The organism is Commensalibacter sp. M0355 (genome assembly GCF_016101365.1).
Lineage (GTDB): Bacteria > Pseudomonadota > Alphaproteobacteria > Acetobacterales > Acetobacteraceae > Commensalibacter > Commensalibacter melissae.
The window spans coordinates 357019-380356 of record NZ_JACFQQ010000001.1 but is presented as its reverse complement, the minus strand read 5'-3'; the positions used below and the strand labels follow the sequence as shown (position 1 = coordinate 380356).

General features: G+C 35.9%; 36 protein-coding genes and 1 tRNA gene. 27 read left to right on the top strand and 10 right to left on the bottom strand.

The genetic code is table 11. The features are described 5' to 3' along the window. The first annotated feature begins 59 nt into the window (after positions 1-59). The 3 genes from H3T44_RS01910 (at position 60) to H3T44_RS01900 (ending at position 2002) form a co-directional block, all read left to right on the top strand. Positions 60-947 carry a LysR family transcriptional regulator gene (locus H3T44_RS01910; protein WP_122123776.1) on the top strand — a complete coding sequence of 296 codons (888 nt, stop codon included), beginning with the start codon at positions 60-62 and terminating at the stop codon, positions 945-947. 107 nt (positions 948-1054) lie between these two features. Beyond that, positions 1055-1531: a hypothetical protein gene (locus tag H3T44_RS01905; protein WP_155568268.1), complete on the top strand. Its 477-nt coding sequence runs from the start codon at positions 1055-1057 to the stop codon at positions 1529-1531. 15 nt (positions 1532-1546) lie between these two features. Next, positions 1547-2002 carry a DUF805 domain-containing protein gene (locus H3T44_RS01900; RefSeq protein ID WP_198195788.1) on the top strand — a complete coding sequence of 152 codons (456 nt, stop codon included), beginning with the start codon at positions 1547-1549 and terminating at the stop codon, positions 2000-2002. A gap of 19 nt (positions 2003-2021) precedes the next feature. Here the strand turns inward: H3T44_RS01900 and H3T44_RS01895 are convergent, their stop codons facing one another. Next, positions 2022-2975, bottom strand: a complete 954-nt coding sequence (locus H3T44_RS01895; protein ID WP_155568266.1) for a hypothetical protein — start codon at positions 2973-2975, stop codon at positions 2022-2024. Between the two features lie 144 nt (positions 2976-3119). Between H3T44_RS01895 and H3T44_RS01890 the strand changes: the two genes are divergently transcribed. From H3T44_RS01890 to H3T44_RS01880, 3 genes are all read left to right on the top strand, one after another. Continuing rightward, complete coding sequence (locus H3T44_RS01890; RefSeq protein WP_155572040.1) at positions 3120-4094, top strand: bile acid:sodium symporter family protein; 975 nt, start codon at positions 3120-3122, stop codon at positions 4092-4094. A gap of 185 nt (positions 4095-4279) precedes the next feature. Further along, positions 4280-4370 (top strand) — tRNA-Ser (locus H3T44_RS01885). A gap of 158 nt (positions 4371-4528) precedes the next feature. Beyond that, positions 4529-5740 carry a phage integrase central domain-containing protein gene (locus H3T44_RS01880; protein WP_198195786.1) on the top strand — a complete coding sequence of 404 codons (1212 nt, stop codon included), beginning with the start codon at positions 4529-4531 and terminating at the stop codon, positions 5738-5740. Here H3T44_RS01880 and H3T44_RS01875 read toward each other — a convergent pair whose 3' ends face one another. From H3T44_RS01875 to H3T44_RS01840, 8 genes are all read right to left on the bottom strand, one after another. After that, entirely contained in the window at positions 5741-6022 is a 282-nt protein-coding gene (locus tag H3T44_RS01875) for an AlpA family phage regulatory protein (protein WP_155580639.1), read from the bottom strand. A gap of 39 nt (positions 6023-6061) precedes the next feature. After that, a complete protein-coding gene (locus tag H3T44_RS01870; RefSeq protein ID WP_155569419.1) occupies positions 6062-6355 on the bottom strand; it encodes a MarR family winged helix-turn-helix transcriptional regulator in 294 nt (97 codons plus the stop codon). 132 nt (positions 6356-6487) lie between these two features. Then, positions 6488-6790, bottom strand: a complete 303-nt coding sequence (locus H3T44_RS01865) for a hypothetical protein (protein WP_198195784.1) — start codon at positions 6788-6790, stop codon at positions 6488-6490. 20 nt (positions 6791-6810) lie between these two features. Next, the gene (locus H3T44_RS01860) at positions 6811-7764 is read right to left on the bottom strand and encodes a hypothetical protein (protein WP_198195782.1); all 954 of its coding nucleotides are present in this window, start codon (positions 7762-7764) and stop codon (positions 6811-6813) included. Further along, entirely contained in the window at positions 7754-8242 is a 489-nt protein-coding gene (locus H3T44_RS01855; protein ID WP_198184647.1) for a siphovirus Gp157 family protein, read from the bottom strand. Before H3T44_RS01855 ends, H3T44_RS01860 begins: the two co-directional genes overlap by 11 nt. Then, complete coding sequence (locus H3T44_RS01850) at positions 8235-8582, bottom strand: hypothetical protein (protein ID WP_198195780.1); 348 nt, start codon at positions 8580-8582, stop codon at positions 8235-8237. Before H3T44_RS01850 ends, H3T44_RS01855 begins: the two co-directional genes overlap by 8 nt. Before the next feature lie 176 nt (positions 8583-8758). Next, positions 8759-9115, bottom strand: a complete 357-nt coding sequence (locus H3T44_RS01845) for a helix-turn-helix domain-containing protein (protein WP_155569414.1) — start codon at positions 9113-9115, stop codon at positions 8759-8761. A gap of 100 nt (positions 9116-9215) precedes the next feature. Further along, positions 9216-9449: a hypothetical protein gene (locus tag H3T44_RS01840; protein WP_198195778.1), complete on the bottom strand. Its 234-nt coding sequence runs from the start codon at positions 9447-9449 to the stop codon at positions 9216-9218. A 182-nt stretch (positions 9450-9631) separates the two neighbouring features. On the opposite strand from H3T44_RS01840, the gene H3T44_RS01835 reads away from it, so the two are divergent. Continuing rightward, positions 9632-9802: a hypothetical protein gene (locus tag H3T44_RS01835; RefSeq protein ID WP_198195776.1), complete on the top strand. Its 171-nt coding sequence runs from the start codon at positions 9632-9634 to the stop codon at positions 9800-9802. Positions 9803-10077: 275 nt separating this feature from the next. Here H3T44_RS01835 and H3T44_RS01830 read toward each other — a convergent pair whose 3' ends face one another. Beyond that, on the bottom strand, positions 10078-10419 hold the full coding sequence (locus H3T44_RS01830; RefSeq protein ID WP_198195774.1) for a helix-turn-helix domain-containing protein: 342 nt from the start codon (positions 10417-10419) through the stop codon (positions 10078-10080). A gap of 91 nt (positions 10420-10510) precedes the next feature. On the opposite strand from H3T44_RS01830, the gene H3T44_RS01825 reads away from it, so the two are divergent. The 20 genes from H3T44_RS01825 to H3T44_RS01730 all read left to right on the top strand — a co-directional run bounded on the left by H3T44_RS01825 (position 10511) and on the right by H3T44_RS01730 (position 23335). Beyond that, positions 10511-10705, top strand: coding sequence for a Cro/CI family transcriptional regulator (locus tag H3T44_RS01825; protein ID WP_155569410.1), 195 nt, complete (start codon positions 10511-10513; stop codon positions 10703-10705). A gap of 112 nt (positions 10706-10817) precedes the next feature. Next, entirely contained in the window at positions 10818-11069 is a 252-nt protein-coding gene (locus H3T44_RS01820) for a hypothetical protein (RefSeq protein ID WP_155569409.1), read from the top strand. Next, the gene (locus tag H3T44_RS01815) at positions 11051-11257 is read left to right on the top strand and encodes a hypothetical protein (RefSeq protein ID WP_198184654.1); all 207 of its coding nucleotides are present in this window, start codon (positions 11051-11053) and stop codon (positions 11255-11257) included. The genes H3T44_RS01820 and H3T44_RS01815 overlap by 19 nt, the downstream gene beginning before the upstream one ends. Positions 11258-11296: 39 nt before the next feature. Beyond that, positions 11297-11545, top strand: a complete 249-nt coding sequence (locus tag H3T44_RS01810) for a GapR family DNA-binding domain-containing protein (protein ID WP_198195772.1) — start codon at positions 11297-11299, stop codon at positions 11543-11545. Beyond that, entirely contained in the window at positions 11542-11802 is a 261-nt protein-coding gene (locus H3T44_RS01805) for a DUF2312 domain-containing protein (RefSeq protein WP_198195770.1), read from the top strand. The genes H3T44_RS01810 and H3T44_RS01805 overlap by 4 nt, the downstream gene beginning before the upstream one ends. A 234-nt stretch (positions 11803-12036) precedes the next feature. Further along, positions 12037-12885, top strand: a complete 849-nt coding sequence (locus tag H3T44_RS01800; RefSeq protein WP_198195768.1) for a hypothetical protein — start codon at positions 12037-12039, stop codon at positions 12883-12885. Then, complete coding sequence (locus tag H3T44_RS01795; protein ID WP_198195766.1) at positions 12885-13736, top strand: hypothetical protein; 852 nt, start codon at positions 12885-12887, stop codon at positions 13734-13736. Before H3T44_RS01800 ends, H3T44_RS01795 begins: the two co-directional genes overlap by 1 nt. Further along, complete coding sequence (locus H3T44_RS01790) at positions 13733-14083, top strand: hypothetical protein (protein WP_198195764.1); 351 nt, start codon at positions 13733-13735, stop codon at positions 14081-14083. The genes H3T44_RS01795 and H3T44_RS01790 overlap by 4 nt, the downstream gene beginning before the upstream one ends. Next, positions 14064-14378 (top strand): hypothetical protein, encoded by a 315-nt coding sequence (locus tag H3T44_RS01785; RefSeq protein ID WP_198195762.1) that lies wholly within the window; start codon positions 14064-14066, stop codon positions 14376-14378. Before H3T44_RS01790 ends, H3T44_RS01785 begins: the two co-directional genes overlap by 20 nt. A gap of 1 nt (position 14379) precedes the next feature. Beyond that, entirely contained in the window at positions 14380-15195 is an 816-nt protein-coding gene (locus tag H3T44_RS01780) for a site-specific DNA-methyltransferase (protein ID WP_198195760.1), read from the top strand. Beyond that, a complete protein-coding gene (locus H3T44_RS01775) occupies positions 15180-15593 on the top strand; it encodes a single-stranded DNA-binding protein (RefSeq protein ID WP_198195758.1) in 414 nt (137 codons plus the stop codon). Before H3T44_RS01780 ends, H3T44_RS01775 begins: the two co-directional genes overlap by 16 nt. Positions 15594-15603: 10 nt before the next feature. After that, positions 15604-16167, top strand: coding sequence for a hypothetical protein (locus H3T44_RS01770; RefSeq protein ID WP_198195757.1), 564 nt, complete (start codon positions 15604-15606; stop codon positions 16165-16167). 23 nt (positions 16168-16190) lie between these two features. Beyond that, complete coding sequence (locus H3T44_RS01765; protein ID WP_198195755.1) at positions 16191-16745, top strand: hypothetical protein; 555 nt, start codon at positions 16191-16193, stop codon at positions 16743-16745. Then, on the top strand, positions 16717-17670 hold the full coding sequence (locus H3T44_RS01760) for a DUF488 family protein (RefSeq protein WP_198195753.1): 954 nt from the start codon (positions 16717-16719) through the stop codon (positions 17668-17670). Before H3T44_RS01765 ends, H3T44_RS01760 begins: the two co-directional genes overlap by 29 nt. Before the next feature lie 10 nt (positions 17671-17680). Beyond that, entirely contained in the window at positions 17681-18475 is a 795-nt protein-coding gene (locus H3T44_RS01755) for a hypothetical protein (RefSeq protein ID WP_198195752.1), read from the top strand. A gap of 163 nt (positions 18476-18638) precedes the next feature. Next, positions 18639-19361, top strand: coding sequence for a DNA/RNA non-specific endonuclease (locus H3T44_RS01750; RefSeq protein WP_198195750.1), 723 nt, complete (start codon positions 18639-18641; stop codon positions 19359-19361). Positions 19362-19452: 91 nt separating this feature from the next. Then, positions 19453-19782 carry a hypothetical protein gene (locus H3T44_RS01745; RefSeq protein WP_155569815.1) on the top strand — a complete coding sequence of 110 codons (330 nt, stop codon included), beginning with the start codon at positions 19453-19455 and terminating at the stop codon, positions 19780-19782. Beyond that, positions 19721-21184, top strand: coding sequence for a phage terminase large subunit (terL, locus tag H3T44_RS01740; protein ID WP_232347475.1), 1464 nt, complete (start codon positions 19721-19723; stop codon positions 21182-21184). Before H3T44_RS01745 ends, terL begins: the two co-directional genes overlap by 62 nt. Further along, on the top strand, positions 21178-22647 hold the full coding sequence (locus H3T44_RS01735; protein ID WP_155572420.1) for a DUF1073 domain-containing protein: 1470 nt from the start codon (positions 21178-21180) through the stop codon (positions 22645-22647). Before terL ends, H3T44_RS01735 begins: the two co-directional genes overlap by 7 nt. Beyond that, positions 22610-23335 carry a phage minor head protein gene (locus H3T44_RS01730; RefSeq protein WP_155572421.1) on the top strand — a complete coding sequence of 242 codons (726 nt, stop codon included), beginning with the start codon at positions 22610-22612 and terminating at the stop codon, positions 23333-23335. Before H3T44_RS01735 ends, H3T44_RS01730 begins: the two co-directional genes overlap by 38 nt. Positions 23336-23338 lie beyond the last annotated feature (3 nt).

The window sequence follows — 23338 nt, the reverse complement described above, 5'->3', positions numbered from 1 at the left end:
GTTACGTAATTTAAATGTTTTTTTAAGAAATAAATAAAGTTAAGTAGAGAAATTAGATTATGTTGCAAAAAAATGTCAATGATCTTTTGGTTTTTTTAACAATTGCTAAAGAAAGAAGTTTTACAAAGGCAGCATCAAAATTAGGTGTATCCCAATCCGCATTAAGTCATACCATGCGAAATCTTGAAAAAAATCTGGATGTGCAATTATTATCCCGTACTACACGAAGTGTAGAGCCAACCAAGCTTGGTGAGATTTTATTGAAAAATATTGCGCCGAGATTAGAGGAAATTGTTGAAGAGCTTGGCAAGATTATTGATTTGAAAAAAAGGCCTTTTGGAAATATCAATCTTTTAACAGATGAACATGCTGCAAACTTTGTTGTATGGCCTCATTTGCGAAATTTTTTGCGACATTATCCTGATATAAAATTTAATGTAGAGGTTTCTTCCAATCTTCAAAAAGAAATTCATGGAAAATATGATGCAAAAATAAGCCTTGGCGAAGTTGTAGACAAAGATTTCTTATCAATAAAAATTAGCGCACCTGTCCAAATAGCGGTTGTCGCGTCACCATTATATTTACAAGATAAAAAAATTCCAAAAACGCCGCATGATTTGCTCAAACATCAATCTATAAACTACTTTCTTTCTTTTATGCAAAATCAGTATGATTGGGAATTTGTTGTAAAGGGTAATACACAAATAATCCATATGGAAGGTCAATTTTCTTGTAATACCCTAACCCAGGTCATACAGGCCACACTGGATGGTTTTGGTTTTGCCTATATACCCTTGAAAGAGGTTTATCACGCCATTCAGCAAAAACATCTTGTACATGTTTTATCTGAATACTGTCCCTCTTTTTCAGGATATTATCTGAGATACCCCAATCGAAACAATTTTACACAGGCATTTTCTTTGCTATTGCAAAGTTTTGAACATTAAATTTCGCTATTTATATTATTACCTTGCAAATTATAATTGCACTTTTATTTTTTTCAAATTAAATTGATGTAAAAAATATACATATTAATTAATTCAAGAGAAACAAGATGTCAGATTTAATTTTGGCGCGGGCTTTACATGTATTGGCAATTGTAATTTGGATAGGTGGGGTATGTATGGTGACAACGGTTCTTCTACCAACCATTCGTAAAAATTTTTCATCCAGCGAACGATTGTCTATATTTCATCGTATTGAAAGCCGTTTTGCTACACAAGCTCGTTTTACAACTTTGATAGCCGGATTATCCGGGTTTTACATGGTATGGCGAATGCAAATATGGAATCGATTTGAGCATATAGAATTTTGGTGGATGCATGCCATGTTTTTGGTGTGGTTAATCTTTACAACCATGTTATTTGTAATTGAACCCTTTATACTCAATAAAAAATTAGGGGATAGTGGCCAGCAACAACCCGATAAGGTATATGTTAAGGTTCAGAGATTACACTGGTTTTTATTAACCATCAGTTTCATTACAATCATTGGTGCAGTCATGGGAAGCCATGGTTTCGCTTTTTTTTGAGAAATAAATAAAATAATGAAGATGCATAATATTCGATTGGGTCGGGTGATTTCAATTTTTATATCGAATTGGTGGGATGCTATACTTCATTATTTTTATTTCAGTGGCAGGACAAGCAGATCAGGTTTTTGGTGTTTTGCAGTTTTAAATAGTCTAATTCTATATTTTTTATTTTGTATAGATGAATATTTTCATTTGATTTACAGAGTGACTTTTCATTATTATTATTGTGATATCCATCTATTTTTTTTAACATTTTTTTTATTAACGATCTTTCCATCATTTGTACTGTTCATACGTCGCCTGCATGATCTTAATTTGTCAGGTTGGTGGGTTTTGTTGATGATTATTCCCTTACCCTATCTATACCTCAATTTTTTAATTCAGATTATTTTTCTTGTTATGGCAAGTTTTCCCGGTTCAGAAAATAATCAGTATGGTATCAAACCCATTAATCAGGTTACTGTTTAATTCATATTCTTTGTTTAAATTACCATACGGGAATGGGAACATTATTAACCTTGAACAGATTTCCCTGCCAGTTTATATCCCATTCAAGATTATTGTTTCCGACAGAACGTCCGGCAAATTTAGCCAAAATCAATGCTGTCTTTAGATTATTTATACGGGTAGAACCACTGTTTGCAATCAATTTTTCCATATTGCTTACAGTGATTTTACCTTTTGCCGATTGGAAGTTGAGCTCTCGGTCAAGTAAGGCGTTTCCATACGCAGTAATATGGGTTAAATTGTTCTGCATCATTAAGTTATTGATTTTTAATGGTAATGACAGGTCATAAAATTTATCCTCATTATTGCCACTCGCGGCGGCTAAAATTAGGGGATAATATTTTGTAGGGGTATTCAGATTCAAAATGCCTTCTCGTGGAAGGAAAAGGTTTGATTTTTGAGAGGGGTTTATTTCATTCAGACCTGAAAAAAACAGTTTCAAATTTACATTGTCAGCGATATTTTGAACTTGCAACCGTATTTCATCAGCTTTGTAGGCATTGTTTAAATTTTTTATTAAAATGTTTCGCCATATAATGGTAAGTTGTTCGTTTTGTTTAAGTTGTTTTAATATAGGTGTAATAGAATCAGTATAGTAATTTTTGTTACAGGAATTGATTTGATATTTCAGAAATACGGTCAACAATCCGGTCGATGTGATATTGGTAACTCTTTGCAACTGATCTTTGGACAAGGTTTTACCGCTCTGGTTTACCATTAACTGTTTGCTATTCAGGAAAACATTGGAATTATCCGGAATTTTGACAGTATAATTAGTAACTTCTAAAGAATTGATATGATGATCAACAGTGTCTGATGATATATTTGAACAGTATGAATGCCAAGTTACAGAAGCGAAAGCTACTGCATTATTAAATAGTGAATAAATAAGCATCAGCACGAAAAAAGGCAAAGACTTTAATAATATACTCATAACCATAGAAACATTTTTCATTTTCAAAAAAGAATTAAACTATATCGATATTAAGAAAGATATTAAAGGGTTATTTACAAAAGATTGAAAATTATAATAGTTGGATAATGATTTGGATCAAAACTAAAAGATTAAGGATTTTCAATGCCGAAATATCTGGACCCGTTTTTAATTTTACTATTAATGACCGTTGCAATGGCAAGTTTTTTTCCATGTCACGGTTCGGGTGTTCTTTTTTTTAACAATCTGGCTGTAATAGCCATTGCTCTTATGTTTTTTTTGCAAGGTGCAAGGTTATCTCGTCAAGCAGTGATTGAGGGTATTTTTCACTGGAGATTACATTTACTAATTTTTGCATGTACGTTTGTCATTTTTCCTATACTGGGATTAGGCTTGCATTATTTATTCCCAAAAATGTTATTGCCTGACTTATGGATGGGCATTCTTTTTTTATGCTGTTTACCATCTACAGTACAATCGTCAATTGCATTTACATCAATCGCAAAAGGAAATGTGCCGGCTGCAATATGTTCAGCTACTGCCTCAAATATTCTGGGAATTTTCATAACTCCTTTTTTGGTTGGATCAATATTTTCAAATCATCATCAGGCTATTTTTTCAAGAGATAATCTTAACATAGTTTACCAATTGTTATTACCCTTTATCATGGGACAGATCCTGCAGCCGTGGATAAGGGAATGGGCATTAAAAAATTCCCGTCTTTTATCCTGTTCTGATCGCGGGTCAATCCTGATTGTTGTTTATACAGCTTTTAGTCAGGCAGTGAATATGGGTTTATGGTACAAATTATCCTTGTATCAGCTTATGAAACTGATTTTAATCGACGTGGTTTTACTAGATTCAATTTTAATAATTTCTTTTTTGCTATCGAAACTTTTTAAATTTTGTTGGCAGGACCAAATCAGCATTGTTTTTTGTGGATCAAAAAAATCTCTAGCTTCCGGGGTTCCAATTGCAAACGTGTTATTGCCTCCCTCAATGGTGGGAATGATAATATTGCCTTTAATGATTTTTCATCAAATTCAGCTATTTGTAATTGCGATCATTGCACAATATTGTAATAAAATATCCGATAAAAAGAAGGTTTATAAGACATAATCAAGAAATATCTGATATGTTTGTCACTCTATCAAAGATTTGGCGATTTAATGTTTTATTTTATTATTAATCTAAACAAATTAATCTTATAATGATATTTCATTTTCAAAATCAGTTTTATTAATAAAAGTAAAAAAAATGCTTGCCAAATCCACGTTAAATCATATATGAAGTTTTCATAAGTCGGAGAGGTGGCCGAGTGGTTTAAGGCAGCGGTCTTGAAAACCGCCGTGCGTGAATAGCGTACCGTGGGTTCGAATCCCACCTTCTCCGCCATTCAATAAAACATTATCCCACATTACCCAACATTTCCCGCAGAAAACTGGTATTTTTAAGTAAATTAACAAACATTATCCTACATTATAAAACATTTGAACGCATTTAATATTGGGGTATATTCTGGGGTATATGATTTTTCATCTTGGGGTATATCGATGTTAACGGATAAAGCCATAAAAACAGCCAAATATCAGGAAAAGGGTAGAAACAAGCTTTATGAACGCGGTCTATACCTGGTTATCACAAAAGCAAACTCCAAGATATGGCGTTTCAAATACACTTTCGCAAAAAAAGAGAAACTGTTGACTTTCGGTTCATATCCACAGGTTTCACTGGCGGATGCAAGAAAAGCTAGAGATGAGGCAAAGCAGGATATAGCAAAAGGCATTGATCCTGGAATCGCCAAATTGCAACAAAAATATTTTCAATCCATACAGCAGGAAAACACGTTTGAGAATATTGTAAACAGATGGTGGAATCTAAACAGGGATAGATGGACAAAACGGCACGCCAATGATGTAATGACCTCACTGCGGAAAAATATCATTCCTCATATAGGGCATCTGGTTATTCATGATATCAATACCCCGCTGATTTACGGGTTATTGCAAAAAATAGAAAATAAAGGATCGATTGAAACCGCCCATAGAATAAGGCAAAGAATCGAATCTGTTTTCAACTACGCCATTTCAATTGGAATTTATAAAGAGAATAATCCGGCCTATCTCGTTAAAGGTTCATTGAAAAAAGTTGTAAGGAAAAGAAAGCAGCCCGCTATTACCAATCTCGAATCACTAAAGGAAATGCTGAATAAAATTGAACTGGAACCTGGAAAACCGATAACCAAGCTTGCCATACGCTTATTATCGATTGTATTTGTAAGGCCTGGAGAATTGCGGGGAATGCGATGGGATGAGATTGATGGAGATGTATGGTCAATACCATCGCAACGTATGAAAATGAAAAAAGGGCACAGGGTTTTTCTATCCAGTCAGGCAAGGGAAATATTGAATGAGGTAAAAAATTTTTCTGGAAACAGTCCGTATGTATTTCCAGGTGATCGCTCGATACTGAAACCAATGAGTGAAAATGCGATGGGATATTTAATCAACAGAGCTGGTTATAAAGATATTCATACACCGCATGGGTTCAGAGCGTCTTTTTCAAGTATCATGAATGAAAAATATCCAGAAGATCGCTCTATCATTGATATGATGCTGGCACATTCACCAAAAAATATGGTTGAGGCAGCATATAATCGTGCGGAACATTCTGAAAGAAGAAAACAGTTATACCAGATATGGGCGGATTTACTGTTTGACGGACTGAGACCAGTAAGGGAATTGACCATGATGACCAGGAGGTGATCAGTTGCGTTCCTTTTTGATTTTCTCTTCCCATTCCTTTACTTCACTTCTCAACCATATATCCCTCTTTTCTGAAAACTGTAATGGTTTCGGGAATCCCTTTTTATTGGACATATCAATCAGGGTTCTTCTATCCAGCTTTGGCAGGTCATATCTTTTTTGCAAACCCTGAAGGCTGAAAAATTTATTCTCATTATTGATATATTTATCTATTTGTTGAATAATTTTTTCAACTATAAGATTGATATCATCACTTTCTATTTTAATATGATCTTTATTCATTGTATCGGCAGTCTATTTTGTCTTGTTTGATCTTTTATATTAATGAATGGCACCAATATTTTTCATGTACTGGATACCGGTATCGGTTTTTGTAACCTTGATTTTTCTGTCATCGCATAAATGTTTTTCACGTTTTACAAGATGTATTTCTTCCAGGCGATTGAGTGCCTTGCAAACATCCGCTCTTGATAGATTGAGATCGTTTGCATAGTAACCCGTACTGTCCTCAATTCCATCCATATAGACCATTGTCATTATCGCGAATTGCCTGACAGTTAGACAAAATCGTTTTCTTGCTGATTTTTTCACGATAGATGATAATTTGTTATTCATGATCTCGCCTCATTTAATCACTGGTGTTTATTTCTATTATTCATAACGTTTGACAATGCGTATCCAAACCATGCGGAACTGGATATCAATATTGTCAGCAACACAATCATATCCATTTGGCAAATCCTTGTGTCAGCGGTTTATTTCTTTTAATTTTTGCGGTCTCATTCTCCAGCAGCTGATTGATGATGTAAGTATCGCCACCTCGTCATAATTATCATCAAGACCGTATGAAATTATGCCGCCAAGACGGGTCAGATAAAACAGTTCATCCGTTTCGTCCCTGTAATTCGGATCATCCTCATAATAGCGGTATCCCCATACTTCCAACTGGCTTGGCATTAATCTGTCAACCGCAAAATTGTAAAAATCCCTTCCATTGCAATCGTACCATTGGTCAGGTTTTATACTGTTTTTTTCATGAATTTCCAGCATTTCAATATATCCCCTGTCAATCAGCAGTCAGGCATTTCTTCAATGAAATCATCAGGACTTTCCTGTTTAGGAATATCCTTACTTTCCTGATTGAGACTATCAGCCTTTTGATTTACAAGTTCATACAGCCTTTCTTTCTGTTCAGGACTTATCTCACTACATAGATTTATGAATTTTGAATGTAGTGTAAAATCCTCAAGTTTCCTGGTTGTTTCTATTGTGTTGATATATTGTAAACAGCGTTCATATTTATCCTCAATGTCATTGCTTGACAGGTTGCCATCACCGTCATGCTCAATTTGGTTGCTAAACCTGTTATTGTCATCGCACGAATGACTGTCATCTTTCTGTCTGAAACCGTTTTCCTCATGCTGGTAATCATTTGCCTCTTCACGGGTTATCAGGCCATTCAGCAAATCAGGAAAAGCGTCCCTGAGAGCGAAACCACGGGCCCTCATTTGCAGCATTCTTTTTGGGTATGATGTCCATGCCCCCGCTTTTGTCGCAAGTCCCGCGGTTTTGGCATCTTCCCAGCTGAAAGAGCCTGTTATCCCATTTTTGAAACCTCTTCTCCTGACCTTGCATATCGCGGTCAATGTCTCGATTTGTGACTGATCCCCGTCAAGATACTCCTCTATACTTTCACAAAGAGGGGATGCCTTGCATATCGCAAGCATCGCATCGCCATAGATGGAAGGCCTGTCATTTATAACGGCTATGTTCTGCAAGGAAAGCATTGGGGAAAGTCCAAGCTCGGCACCCATCTGGATTGCGCAGAATATGTCATTCGGTTTACCCCTGTAATTTTTGGGAACAAAGTTTGTTCTTGCCAATCTATCGGAAAATAAAAGCAATTCCTGAAAACTGTTTGGTTCAAACTTTTTTCTTAATCCGACAGGTTGCTTATGTTGAATTGATTGAACAGATTGAACAGGCAGGTTTTCCCTTGGAAGTGTGACTACTTTATTGTTCATGGCTATTTTCTCCCGCATATGGATTTGCATTTTTACTTACCGGCGTAATTCTCAATGTTGGTGGCCCACCATTATTCAGATACGCTCCATTTATTTCCTCACCCTTGCGAAGTCTTTTCGCTATCTCGGTCTTGTCAGGTTTGGGAGGGGACATTAACTCAGGATGCTGCCTGGAAATAATGTCGGGATCAGATATGATGCAGGACGGAACCGGACTGACAAGGGAAACTGTCAGGTCTTTTGTCTTGTAGCTTAAGACACCATCTTTTTGCATGTTTTCAGTCAGCTTTAATTTTGCCAGTTCCGTAAACGATTTTATCGCACCAACGAACCTGTTCAATGTATACACGGATTCAGCCAATCTATGATCGTCCGGCATATTCTCTCTTTTCATGATCTGAACATACTCATTGAAAATCGGTTTGATCAGGTCGTTATGTTTCTCTTTCAGGAAACTGTCTATATCAGTATCATGCATGGCCATTTATGCCTTTCATTCCACAAATTGAATGATTTGCATCAATCATCGCCTCTCTTAGGGAGATATTCTTTTGCAGTTCTTTAACCTGGCGTTCATATTCCTCACGCTGGTCACGGTAATGTTTCGCCCTTTCCTGATTGAGACCGGCTATCCTTATTTCACAACGCTCCATTTTTTTGATATTGTCTTTCAATAAACAAATCCTGTTTTTCATTTCCAGTATTTCTGATTCATAAAAATGAATGATATACGAATCATGACTGTCATACCGGTTGTCGATTTCACTGGAAGAATTTTCTGGACAAAACATTTTTTTTAATGTATTGATAAGATACATTGTTTTTTACTCCACTAGGGGTTAGGGAAAAGATCGAGTTACTGCTCGGTCTTTTTTTTGTTTGTACTGTAGCCAATCAAAAGGTTTTTGTTTCCTTTATGAATCTATATTAGCTTTAAGCTAAAATATTGTAAAGAGAAATATTTAACTTTATGCTAAATTAATAAATTAATTTGCTAATTTTTATTGATTATCGCACTTTGTAAAAGAGTAAAAACTGCACCTTTAATATTGTCGGGGGCTTTGCGATATAAATCGATAAGTTCTTTTTCATTTATAGATAACTCTTTCCTTTCAATGCCTTGGATAAGATAGTCAAGAGTTACGTTATAATGGTCAGCTAATAAAATGAGCTTCTTACGGCTTGGGTTCTTTTTCCCAGACTCCCATTCACTAACGGTAGGAATAGACACGTCAGCAACCGCGGCAATCTCCGCTTGCCCTTCGCCTTTATTTAATCTTAATATTCTCAGCCGTTCGTTAAGTGTCATACTTAAGAAGTTATCTGAAATCATATTAAAATTCATAGCCATTAGCTAAATTATCCTATTGACTTATAATTAGCTTAACGCTAATTATATTTTATAACGTTTGTTCATTGACCTTGTAAATAAAACTAGGATGTGGCTTTTGTCATATCCTTTCCATCTGTGGGATTCCTTTTTGAGGAAGAATGTTAAACTGTTTTCGTTCCCATGCCTCAATGGCGGGAATATACCATTTAACAAAACGAACAACTTTTGCCTTGAACCCTTGAGGAAAATTATTTTCACTGATCAGATAGTCCAGGGTTGTATAATTAATGCCACCTAATCGCTGGCATACCTGTCCCTTGTTTAACCATTTGGAATCTATGTCATGTTTCATGGTTTGCCTCTTTATAGTGTTGGTTGAAGGGTGTTTAATCATTCCTGTAATCTACAGTAAGGCATTCTTACATTACTGTCAATAGGAAATGTAAGAAAAATTTACTTTTATTTTTTTTTTGATTATAAAATTGGAAATGACTGGTTTTATCGGTCATAAAAAATTATTATAAGGAAATATCAATGGCTAAAAAACCAGCACCACCTAAACCACTACGTGATCATAACATTTTTACTGAGAACGACTCCAATAATTTAGAAAAGACACAACCCAATCAGATATTAATAATAAAAAAAATACCCATAAATAATATAAATAACGAATCTCACCGTGATAAAATTAAACCTAAATAATAGGAGGACAAATCCATAATGCAATTAAAAAGGCAATTAATGGAGCACTAATAAAGATTACCCATGCATATTGCATAGTCGATCGAATATTTTTATACTCAATCATATTTTTTTCACTATCTAATTTATACATATCAGCAAGTTGTTCAATTATCTCCAGTTCTGTCGTTAATAGCTTTTGAACTAAACCATTTCTTCAGGAGTCATATGAGTATAATTCCATGGTGTCGAATAAAGGGTTGCAATACACAAAACCCCCACCGTTACTGACCTCACTAATTACAGTTTTTCTCATTATGTTGGGCGGCATCAGTCATCAGCTTTAGAAACATATCCGCTTTTTCCGGGTTCATGTTTCTAAAGGCGAATAGTAACCGAGCCTCTTTTTTATTGAGCGTGTAAGTGGCTTCATCTTTATTCTGGCTATTGACAAGCCAATCTACGGAAACTTCAAAAAAATTTGCCAACGAGACCAGAGTTTCCCTTCCTGGAGCCTCTCTTCCTCTTTCAATGCCGGTCAAGAATGGGCGCGTAATTCCTATGGCGTCCGCGACCGTGACTTGAGAAAGGTTTCTAAGCAGTCTTAGTCTCTTAATTTTTTGACCTAAAGTTTCCATTTTTCCATAAAACTATAAATTAATAATTATTGTGACTGTTTTACTTACTTTTTATATTGATTTTTAGGTAAGAATCTCTTACAGTGATATCATGATGAATTTAAAAAAACTTATTAATAAAACAGGCGGCCCTTCTTATTGGGGGAAAAAATTAGGGATTTCACATTCTGCTGTTTGTCAATGGAAACAGGTACCACCCAAGCGGGTAGTCGAGGTTGAACATATGACAGGTATCCCCCGTGAAGAATTGCGTCCTGATATTTTTAAAAAAATACAGGGGAGTTAGAAAAAATTCTCAAGCCCATACCTTCTTCCTCCATAACTATTTTGACGAACAGTTATAGTTATGGAGGAAATTGTTGAAAATTTTTAGTCAAAAAAAGTGTAAAATTTTTACCATGGTTACCAATGAATTTTGTGTTGAGATGACACAACGACACATACAGAAAAGATATGGAAAAGTGCGTAACGCTCCTAAGCTTGTCGCTGTCAAGCGTGGTTGGTCAATGGTCACTTTCAAAAACTGGCTATATGGTAAAAACGCACCGAGAATGCAGGACTTGATTACCCTAATGGCTGATTGTCCTGAATTGGAAAAAGAGATCATCAAAACAGTAAAGGAAACCAGAGAGTGTTTACAGGAATTATAACAGCTGCTTGGCGTGGTTTTGGATTTGATCATGGTGATGGCTTTATCGAATTGCGATTGGGTTTTCTGTCTTTTGCATTATGTAAAGGGGAAATATGGTCTCAAGTCATTATCATGAATAATCAGGCCAGAAAATTGCTGGAGGTTAATCGTGATTTGCAGGAAAAGGTAAAACAGGATGGAAAATAGGAAGGGACTGAACCAGCGATATAAAGGAGTATATAGACAATGGTCAGTGAACAGGAATTCAGGAAATATTTATGCGAGGCGGTCGATAAAATAGAGGATTTCGAGGTTGATAAAAAATGTATCAACGAGGATATCAGGAGAATATATTCAAATGCCGAAAGACATGGTGTCAATGTCTATGCCCTGAAAAGACTTGTCATGTGCAGGAAAAACAAGACATATGCGGAAAAGAAAAACGAGAATGTTCTTGAAAAGTACATGACAATCAAGAAAGGATACAATTTATGAACGAAACTGAAAATAAACAGGAAGCCGGAGGTATAGCCGTTGATCGTCTTCGTACAATTGTTGAACGTATCGAGCGTCTGGAAGAGGAACGAAAAGGGTTGGCAAGTGATATCAGGGATATCTATGCAGAGGCAAAATCTGCCGGATTTGATGTTCCCGTGATCAGAAGGATAATCAAGGCACGGGAAAAGACACCATCTGAGGTGGATGAACAGGAAAATCTATTTGATGTCTATCGTCATGCGTTGGGTATGTAGATGAAAAAATATAGACAGGAAACAATCAATTGTGGGGGTCAGAGTTTGGAAGACGAGACACCCCACAATGCCCACTCTTTTGAAAGTAAGAGCGATGACAAAATTAGAGAATGATTCAAGAATTGTAAACCCGGTAAATATAAAAGGGTCTTACTTTACAGAAAAAGTATATCCAGTCCACGATATATATGAAACATCGATTTTTCCCAGGAACCATACGGAAGGGGAATTATCATGACAAATATGCCGAAAAATCATAGCTGGGTAAAGTTTTATTTCAAAGACTGGCAACTCGATATAAATCTTCAAAGCTGTTCTTATGGCGCAAGAGGTTTGTGGTTTGAGTTGATCGGTCTCATGACACGGTCTGATCGTTACGGATATCTGGAATTGAACGGACAGCCGATGACGGTTACTCAAATAGCCAATTTCACAAACGGTCACAAACAATATGTCATCCGTTATCTGGCGGAACTGGAGAGGAAAGGTGTTTTATCAAAAGACGAAAACGGTGTTATCTTTTGTCGACGCATGACCAGGTCTGTCACGCCTTCTGTTACCAAGACTGTTACCGACGGTGTTACCACCCCTGTTACCGGTAGTGTTACCAAAAGTGTTACACAGATTGGCGGTAAACAGCCAATAAATCAAGATTCGTCTATATATAAGAACAAGAACAAGAATAAAGAACAAGATATATCTACTAACGTAGATAATATACCCCCTTTAATTCCCCCTGATGAAAAAAAGCAGGTCAAGCCAAAATCCAGAAATCCATTGGCTGGAACAATTTTGCCAGACGATTGGGAGCTGACAGATAAAAACCGTCAGTGCGCGTTGGATGAGGGGATTGATCCAGAGAAAACTCACGGGGAGTTCTGTGATTATTGGCGTTCAAAGGCTGGAGCGAATGCCAAAAAACGGGACTGGAACGCGACGTGGCGCAACTGGTGCAGAAGATCGTCCCAATACCGGAATATTCATCCTTTCCCAAGGAAAAACTGGCAAAATTGCAGTCAGGAAAAACCGGGAAAGTTTGACTGGATGATTGAGGAACACAATGAACGATACGGAGGTTTTTGATGAACCAGGTAAGAACGTCAGGCAATCAATCCCTGCAGATGGTTATCGCTTCCATTCCGCAATGGATCAGACAGTTTAAAAATCAGACATGTCATTCCAGATATTCACGAGAAGGCATGACTGACCTGGTTATCTCTTCAAAACCTGTCTGTATCGATGATAAATCACGTCGGGAGGCGAAAGAGCATCTTGATCGATTGATAAACATGTCCTCAATTCCGCTGACAATGGAAACTGTCTGCAAGGTGCTGTCGATTGTGAATGTGCAAGTCGCAAATCCCTACGGAAAAAATGATTTCAGTTTCAGGGTGAAGGCGACCTATGGAACATTCCGGAATTATCCGGATTGTATATTCAACGAGACAATTGCCTACAGGTTGTCAACCATCAGCAAATTCTTCCCGTCAGCGAACGAGATAAAGCAGGTTTTTGATGAGGAAAAAAAGAAACTGGATGACGAAATCGAAAATCTGAAATCTATTGTGAATGGCGTATTTTCATCAGGGAAAGATAACGTTCTGGAAGAGATGGAAAGAAAACGCGTGAAAGAGGAAAGGATAAGGGAAAAAGAGGAGGAGGAATACAGGTTCAGGATAAGGGCAATCAGGGAGCGTTTGAAACCTGTTGACAATCTTGTTGCCGAGATGGATGAACTGGTTGAAAGGTATTTCCCGGATGATATCTCGAGAAGGGATCATGACCGGATCATCCAGTTTCTTACAGAGAAAATGAATGAAATTGATGACGAGAGAATAAGGAATATTTTTCTTGAAAAAATCAGGCTGGTTGAAAGTGCAAAACGTCAGTTTGAGATAATCAGCAATGCAGGATTGATTGTGGGAGTTGCATGATGGAAAACAAACAGGTTACAAAAAACTATAATATCAAAATATCCCCTGAAAACGAAAATAAAATCGATGAGGTTGTTTTTGATATATCCGCGATGTTAAAGAGCAATGAAAAGTTGTCCAGGGCTATTTCAGCCCATCTGACACTGGTTCTTTTACAAATACAGGAAAGATCAACAAATCCTGGCAAGTATTGCAATAATACAAAAGTATCAAAAGAAACATTGGAAAACAGGCTTTTTGCACTCAATAACTTTCTTGTTCCATTAATGAAGGAATATGGAATTCCGGTCATGGAGGATTTGGATGCTTATTTAAAGGATTATGGAAATGGACATAAACGCAATTAACCATGCAAAAACCATGTATGTTACTTTACATGGATTATGTGATGTTATTTCTGTAGTTGGTGGTATTTTTGTAATAGTATTATCAGCTATTATAATTATGATATCTATCACTAGTATAGATTCACCTGAGTATTTTAAAAAAAATTGTTTTAAATGTATTAATCTATTATCTACAGCGATAATAATTTTATCAATATTGATTATTCCTTCATTAATCATCCCATCTTATTACAAAAGCCAGCTTGTCGTTTCAGGAATGAGCGAAGAACAGATAAGCAAACTGGTGGGGAAATAAGATGTCCGGTAAAGCGAAATTAATTCATGGGGATGCTTTATCGGAACTGAAGAAGTTACCGAAAAACCATTTCCAACTCATTTTTACATCACCTCCATACAATATTGGTAAGGAATATGAAAAAATCATATTAGATTGGCAAGATTATTCATCATACATGAGTGGTGTTGTTAAAGAATGCCGTGAATTGTTAACTTCAAATGGAAGCATAGTTTTCCAATTGGGGAATTGGGTATTAAATGGCAGGAGAGTTCCTCTTGATATCAAATTCTTTCCATTGTTTGAAAATGAAGGTTTCTATTTCCAGAACAGGATAATTTGGCACTACAATTGGGGATATCATTGCAGCAAACGGTTTTCTGGTAGATATGAAACGTGTCTATGGTTCACGAAAAATAGGGAATATTACTTTAATGTTGATCCAGTACGTATTCCACAAAAATATCCTAAAAAGAAATCATACAAGGGAATAAACAAAGGTAGTTACAGCTGTAATAAACTTGGTAAAAATCCAACTGATTTCTGGATAGCGGACAGTTTCAAATATGAATTGGTTGATACACCAAATATCACGGGAAACAATCCTGAAAAGATGGATCACCCTTGTCAGTCACCTTTGAAACTGATCAATAATTTTGTTCTTTGTTTGACAAGAGAGAAAGACAATATACTTGATCCATTTGGTGGCGTTGGATCTGTGGTTTTATCCGCATTACTAAACAACAGGTCAGGATGGATGATCGAAAAAGAGAAAAAATACCTGGATCAAGCTTATCTAAGAATAAAAAAGGGAAACGATTTATGTCCGGTAGCATAAACAAGGTAATCATTGTCGGTCGTCTTGGTCGTGATCCTGAAATGAAGTCAACGCAGCAGGGAAGTAAAGTTGCTTTGTTGTCTGTTGCGACTGGTGAAAGATACAGGGACAAAAATACGGGTGAAACGAAAACGCTGACCGATTGGCACAGGATTGTTGTATTTAGCGATAACATGGCTGGATATGCGGAAAAATACCTTAAAAAGGGTGATCAGGTCTACATAGAGGGCAGGATCAAGACCCGCACATGGGACGACAATATGGGAAACAGACGGCATGTTACCGAGATCGTTGTCAGTGATTACAGGGGTAGTCTCATAAATATCGGCAATCAGAGACGTGACCAGAATTCATCGGGAAACAATGACGGTTTCCATGATGACGGAATACCTTTCTAGGAATTTTTACATGACAGAACGTGAGAAAAATGACTGGTACGTCGAGCCTGTGGAATGTACCAGAGCCTTGATCAGGGCGGAGGAAATATACGGTGGGTTGGGGAACACAATTCTTGACCCATGCTGTGGACAGGGAAACATACTCAATACCCTTTATGAACATGGTTACCATAATGTGGAGGGTGGCGATATCGAGGACAGGGGGTACAGAACAACCCGTTTCCAGCAACGTGATTTTCTTGAGTATGAAAATGAAAGGCGGTGGGATTGCATCATATCCAATCATCCTTACAAACATGCTGAAAAGATTGCATGGAAAGCGTTGAGACAGTCAAGACACCGTGTCTATCTGTTCCTCAACATAACATTCTATGCATCAATGGCACGCGAGGATCTGTTCAGGCTTGGCAAGCTTGCGCGGGTTCATACATTCGTCGAGAGGATAACGATGTATCCAGGCGATTACCAGAATGTTTCAAGAAACAGCGGCACCCAGACCTATGCATGGTTCGTGTTCGACCATGGATGGAAAAGACCGACCGCAGAACTGGATCGCATATCCATTAAAAACTGATCAGGCAATGGAATATTTAGAGCATGGCAAGAAAAAACAGGAATACAAGGTCAATTCCCCCGATTATAAAGTTGCATAATCTCGAGAAACGTTTTGCAGCACGTGAAATTGTCCTGGAAATCGGTGTAAATCCTGCAAATCCAAAGCAGAAAGAGACAAGGATACGTCGTCAATGTTCGTATGACAGGCTTCTAAGTCGTTGCGTAATAACACAGAAACAAAGGGATTGCCTGGACAGGTTCGCGATATTGTGTGAACAGTCTGTTGGAAGGACAAAGAACATATATGCGACAATAGGTGATCTTTTCCATAACAAGCAGATATACGGACGTGATTTTGGACCAACATTCAGGCAAAGTCGTGCATTTGAAAAGCTTTTCAAGATCAGGAATATGCTTGGCGTATTCAACAGCGATATCATTGTCATGCTTTCAATAGGGAATATGGATTGTCAGGAAATAGGGAAACGTTTGAATATCGAGAAAAATAAACTGTACGGGAATATTAATTCGGCCTGCATACGCTTGGAAGAGATAATGGAAAGTGATATTGGTAAAATATATTCTTCACCCATCTAATAAAATTATAAATATTATGTCTTATAGAAAAAATATTAAACTTTATAAACGTCAAAAATTATTGCTTGCACTATTGCAGGTGTTTGATGGGTGTTTGTCTAGCTTGGAATTACAGGAATATCTTTTTTTATATACAATTTTATATCAGGAAAATAAAAGTTATGAATTTATCCCTTCTAAATATGGTTGTTTTTCATATCAATCTTATGCAGATCGTCGGAAATTGATTGATTTTGGATTGATCGATTCCAGTGATAAATGGAGATTGATAACAAGTAATGATTATATCAATGAGTTGGATAATATAGAGCAAAAAAGACTTACATTATTTATAAATCGTTTTAAATATCTTAAAAATAAAGAATTAAGCCGTTATATTTTTAAAAACTATCCTTATTATGGAATAAAAAGCCAGATCATTTCTGAAATATTGAATAAAGATGAGTTATATCTAATTAATAAAATACGACCAAGGCAACAAGACTCTACATTTTTTACTATTGGATATGAAGGAATCACACTTGAGAATTATTTAAACAGTTTAATTAAGAATAATATAAGTGTTCTTTGTGATGTAAGAAAAAATGCAATAAGTCGTAAGTATGGATTTTCTAAAGATTCATTAAAACAAATATTAAAACAGTTAAATATTGAATATTGTCACTTACCAGAATTGGGAATTGTTTCGGAATCTAGAAAAGAATTAAATACTCAAAATGATTATGATAATTTATTTGATTCATATGAAAAATATATTTCTACGGAAAAGTCGGAATATTTGGATAAATTAAAAGTTATAATGGACAATAACAAAAGAATTGCAATAACTTGTTTCGAATCTGTATATATAAAATGTCATAGAAGTAGAGTGGCAAAGTTACTAGCATCCAGACCGGATTGGAATTACAAAATAAAACATATTTAAGAAGGTAAAAATGGAAAATGCTAAAATTTTTATTGTAGTAAAAACATATCCAAGTCGTTCTTCTAAATATATTGAAACCGTTTGTACCGCTGGATTTAGAGAGGATGGATCATGGATTAGATTATATCCTATACCTTTCCGGTTTTGCGATTATAAAAATCGTTATAAAAAGTATCAATGGATTGAAGCTAAAATAGAAAAAAATACAAAAGATACACGTCCAGAAAGTTATAGAATCGTAGATGTAGAAAAAATTAAACCAGGTGAATTGATTGATACTCAAAAAGATGGATGGGAAAAGCGGAAAGATATAATATTTAAAAAAAGTAAAATTTATAAAAATAAAAATGAAATTATAAATTTAGCTTATGAAAATAAAATTTCCTTAGCGATATTTAAACCAAAAAAATTTATTAATTTCCATGTTAAAGACGTTGATAAAAAGAAACAGGAAATATTTTATAGGGGTATGGTGGAACAACCTGATTTTTTTGATTTATCCGATACTAACAAGCGCGATTTAATGCCATTATTATCAAAAAAATTTTTTTATGAATTTATTGATGATCAGGATAAGAAAAGCACGTTAAGTATTATAGATTGGGAGGTTGGGCAATTATATCTTAATTGTTTGAAAAATTCAAATAGTGAAGAAGAAGCTGTTGAAAAAGTTAAAAAACAATATTTAGATAATTTTTTCCAAAAAAAAGATTTATATTTATATTTAGGAACTACTTATAAGTGGCATTATAGAAAACCTAAAAACCCTTTTGTAATAATAGGGGTTTTTTATCCTCCCCGATAAAAAAATAAAAATAACACTTGCACGAGTTCAACTCGTATGATACATTTTTATCAAAATGGATAATTGTCTCTAGCAAAGACTAGAGTTTATGATAAATAATGGATAAATTGATATTAAGATTTTCCATATCTTGTTAATTAATTTATCCAATTTATTAGTATATATGTTACGATTATTTTTTCTATTTTGCTTTTCTATATATTTTATTGAAAACGTTAAATCACAAACAACCTGTTCGCAATTTTATTTAAACAATAAACCTCCAAAAGTAAATATCGTTACTCATAACACTTGTTATAACAAGTATGCAATCGGATATTCAGATATTACATTTGGAAATATATATTCAGCAGAAATATTAACCAAGGATCAAATCCAATCCACATTTCGTATGAAACGATATGGACATTTTGATTATAAAAATTCTGTTATAAGAAATTATATTAAAACAGGTTATGATCGTGGTCACATGACTCCTAGTGGGGATATGCCTGACTATAATTCACAAGTTCAGACTTTCATATGGAAAAATATTATTCCACAAGATCATCATTTGAATAGTGGAAAATGGAATTGGATAGAACACCAAACAAGATTGTTGGCTTTAAAATATCAAAAGTTATATGTAGTTACAGGCCCTATATTTAATTTACCTGTCAAGACAATTGGATATTTTCATATATGGGTTCCGTATGCTGTGTTCAAGGCCATTTATATTCCGGTATTGAATAGAGGGGCTGTATATGTATGCTATAATAAAAACAATTCAACCTGTTATATAACAAGCATTTCCTTTTTTACTCATAAAACAGGTATAGACCCATTTCCAGCTTTGGGTTCCAGTGTAAAACGCAAGAAGTTTGAGCTGCCAAAATTGCATGACTGAAGATATTTAGTTTACGATCAAAACAGCAGAAAACCAATATTGTTTGAAAAAATATCAAATAAATCAAATAAATCAAAAATGAAGACTAAAAATGGCGCGTGGTGGTTACAGAAACGGAGCTGGTAGAAAGAAAGGTTTGCGAAACAAGATATCAGCCAAGAAGGTTCTTGCAAAAATTGATTCTGAAGATTGCAAGGATCCATTGACAATTATGGTTGATATTATGAATAGGGCTTATGCAGAAGATGATTATCGTCTTGCATTGGAAGCGGCAAGGGGTGCCGCTCCTTATATACATGCAAAGCTGTCAGAATCAAAAGTTGAATTAAATCAAGTTAAACTGGATAAAATGAGTGACGATGAGCTTAATAGACTTATCGAGGATGGAGAAGAGACAGTTAGCGAAGAAGAGGATACTTAGAGAACTGTCATGTCGAAAGCTTGCACGGCAGAACTTGATTGATTTTACTACATATACAAAACATGATTATCACATAGGTCAACATCATCATTTATTATGTGAAAAGCTTGAGGCAGTTGAACGTGGTGAAATTGATCGCCTGATGGTTTTCATGCCACCGCGTCATGGAAAAAGTGAACTTGCTTCAAAAAGGTTTCCTGCATGGTTTTTGGGACGCAATCCTTCAAAACAAATTATTACGGCAAGCTATTCAGCTAAACTTGCGGATAAATTCGGTCGTGATGTTCGTAATTTGGTGGCTTCAAATAAATTTCAATGTTTATTTCCTGATGTGACACTTGCAACCGACAGTAAGGCAAAGGATTTATGGGAAACAAACAAAGGTGGTGTTTTCCTGACAGCAGGTGTCGGTGGAAGTATGACTGGTTACGGTGGGCATCTGGCAATAATTGATGATCCTGTTAAGGATAGGCAAGATGCGGAAAGCGAAGTGATGCGTGAAAATGTCTGGGATTGGTACAAGTCAGTTCTAAGAACACGAATTATGCCTGGTGGGGCAATCATTATTGTCCAGACACGTTGGCATGTTGATGATTTATCAGGAAGATTATTGAATGAAATGAATAATGGTACTGGTGAAAAATGGGAGGTTATTAATTTACCAGCTATTGCAAATGATAGTAATGATTTATTAAGCAGAAATATCGGCGATCCTTTATGGCCGGAAGCCTATAATCGAGAAGAGTTGGATCAAATCAAAAAGGCAGTCGGTGAACGTGATTGGTCAGCCTTGTATCAAGGTGAACCAACGCTATCAACTGGATCAATTTTCAAAGTAAATATGCTAAATATTGTTGATGCGGCTCCTACCAATTCTCAAGTTGTCAGGCGGTGGGATTTTGCCGCCTCAAAAGATGTTGGAAAATACGATCCTGACTGGACTGTCGGCGTTAAAATGCAACGTAATACGGATGGAGGATATACCATTCTTGATATCGTGAGATTGCGTGGCTTGCCTGATGAAGTTGAAAAAACAGTCAAGGCTGTCGCCAGTCAGGATGGTTATGATGTTAAGATTGTTATCCCACAAGACCCAGGACAGGCCGGTGTGGCACAAGCGCAATATTATGCAAAAATCCTTTCAGGTTATAAAATTGAGGCTGTCAGGGAAACCGGAGATAAAGCCACAAGAGCAGATCCTTTTGCATCACAGGTTAATATAGGAAACGTGTCCCTGCTAAGAGCGAACTGGAACAGGACTTATATTGATGAATTGGCAGCTTTTCCAAGTGGATCGCATGATGACCAGATTGATGCTTCTTCTGGGGCATTTGAACAAATATGTCTTAAAGAAAATATAACCGCTTTTTATGAACGTATGGCAGATGGTTTAATATGGTGAAAATAAAAAGAAATTATAGAGGAGGATCCAAATCAAAATCCAAATCCAATGTTAATGATGGCTATATTAATCCATTAACAAGAACAGGTCGTCATCAAAGAAATCTTTCATCAGGAAGTGGATACAATTACAACATTGTAACTCGTGACAGGGCTCTTTTAGATAGTATTTATCGTGGTTCATGGGTTATTGGCAATGCGGTTGACTGTGTTGCTGATGATATGACACGTGCAGGAATTGATATCCTTGGTTTGGATGATCCAAATGAATTGGCGGCTATACAGTCTCAAATTTCAAATTTAAATATATGGGCTTCAATTGGCGAAACAATAAAATGGGCAAGGTTATATGGCGGTTCAATCGGTATTTTAATGATCGATGGTCAAAATCCGGAAACTCCATTAAATATGGAAACGGTTGGGAAGGATCAGTTCAAGGGTATTTTCCCATTAGACCGTTGGGTTGTTAATCCAAATCTTATTCAAACAGTTCATAAATTTGGTGGAAATTACGGCTATCCTGAATGGTATGATATTTTACCAAGTTTTGAACAGATATCAGGTGGTTGGGTTTATGCTGGAAGGAAAGTTCATTATACACGTGTAATACGGATGGATGGCATTAAATTGCCACCATATTCCAGGCAAACAGAAAACGGATGGGGGATGTCTGTTGTAGAGAGAGCTTTCGATATCCTTACCGCATTTGATAGTGCGACATTGGGAGCCGCACAACTTGTCTATCAGGCAAGATTAAGAACTTTAAAGCTCAATAATTTATCTGAGGTTATTGGTAGCGGTAATAAAAAAGCCGTGGAGGGTTTATATAAAAGACTTGAGTATATAAGATCACTGCAATCCAATGAAGGATTGACCTGTCTGGATGCAAAAGATGAATTTGAAGTTTCAACATATGCATTTACTGGTCTGGATTCAATATTAATGCAGTTTTCAGCTCAATTGAGTGGTGCATTCCAAATACCCCTAACTCGTTTAATGGGACAAAGTCCTTCTGGTTTTGCAACTGGTGAAAGCGAGATTCGTCAATATCAGGAAGGAATTGCCCAGAGACAGGAGGGGTATAGAGGTGCGGTTCATAATATTTTAAAATTATTATATCAATCTACTTTTGGAAAGGCAGCACCAGAAACTCTTGATTTCAGATTTAATTCATTATGGGGATTAAATGAAAAAGAAAAAGCTGAATTGGCATCTACTAGAACAAATATGGTTATAAGTGCGTTTGAATGCGGATTGATAACCAGAGAGACAGCTCTTTCTGAATTAAAGGCAAAATCTGATGAAGATGGTGCATGGGATACAATTTCACCAGATTTGATAGAAGAATCTAAAAATGATCCACCGCCCATTGATGAGAACAGGACTAATCTTACAAGTATTCCTAATCATATAATGGAAAATAATAATGAAAAGACAGGACAAACCAAGGTTCAGTCCATCTAGGTCAGCTTCTCTACAATATGAACGTTCTTTAAGGAAAATCGCTGTAAATATAGGTAAGCTAATAGAACGGATTGGTGATCCTGAAAAAATACTTAAAGACCCTTCAAATATAGAACGTATTCTTCATAATTATGCCAATGAACTAACTCCGTGGGCTGTTAATATTGCAGAAAACGTTATTAAAAATGCTGAACAAATAAATAAAAAACAATGGTTTACATATGCAGATGAAATAGGGATTGGTTTAAGGGAAGAGTTAAAAAACACTGATATCAGTAATGCTTTTGACCAGATTTTAAAGGAACAGGTGCATTACATAACCTCTTTACCAATAGATGCGGCTGAACGTATTCAAAGGTTGGCAAAAGAAAGCCTTATTCGCGGTGAAAGATATGATCAGATTAAAGATGATATCATGAAATCAGGTCTTGTTACTGAAACAAGAGCCAGACTTATTGCAAGAACTGAAATGAATAAAGCTTCTTTTGCACTTACCAAGGCAAGGGCAGAACAAATTGGTTCACCTGGATATATATGGCGTGCGCATAAAGACAAACGTACCAGACCCTCTCATAAATCAATGAATGGTAAATTTGTTAAATGGGATGATCCTCCAACATTGGATAACCTAACCGGTCATGCTGGTGCATTACCTAATTGCAGGTGTTTTACCCTGGTTCAATTTTGAGAT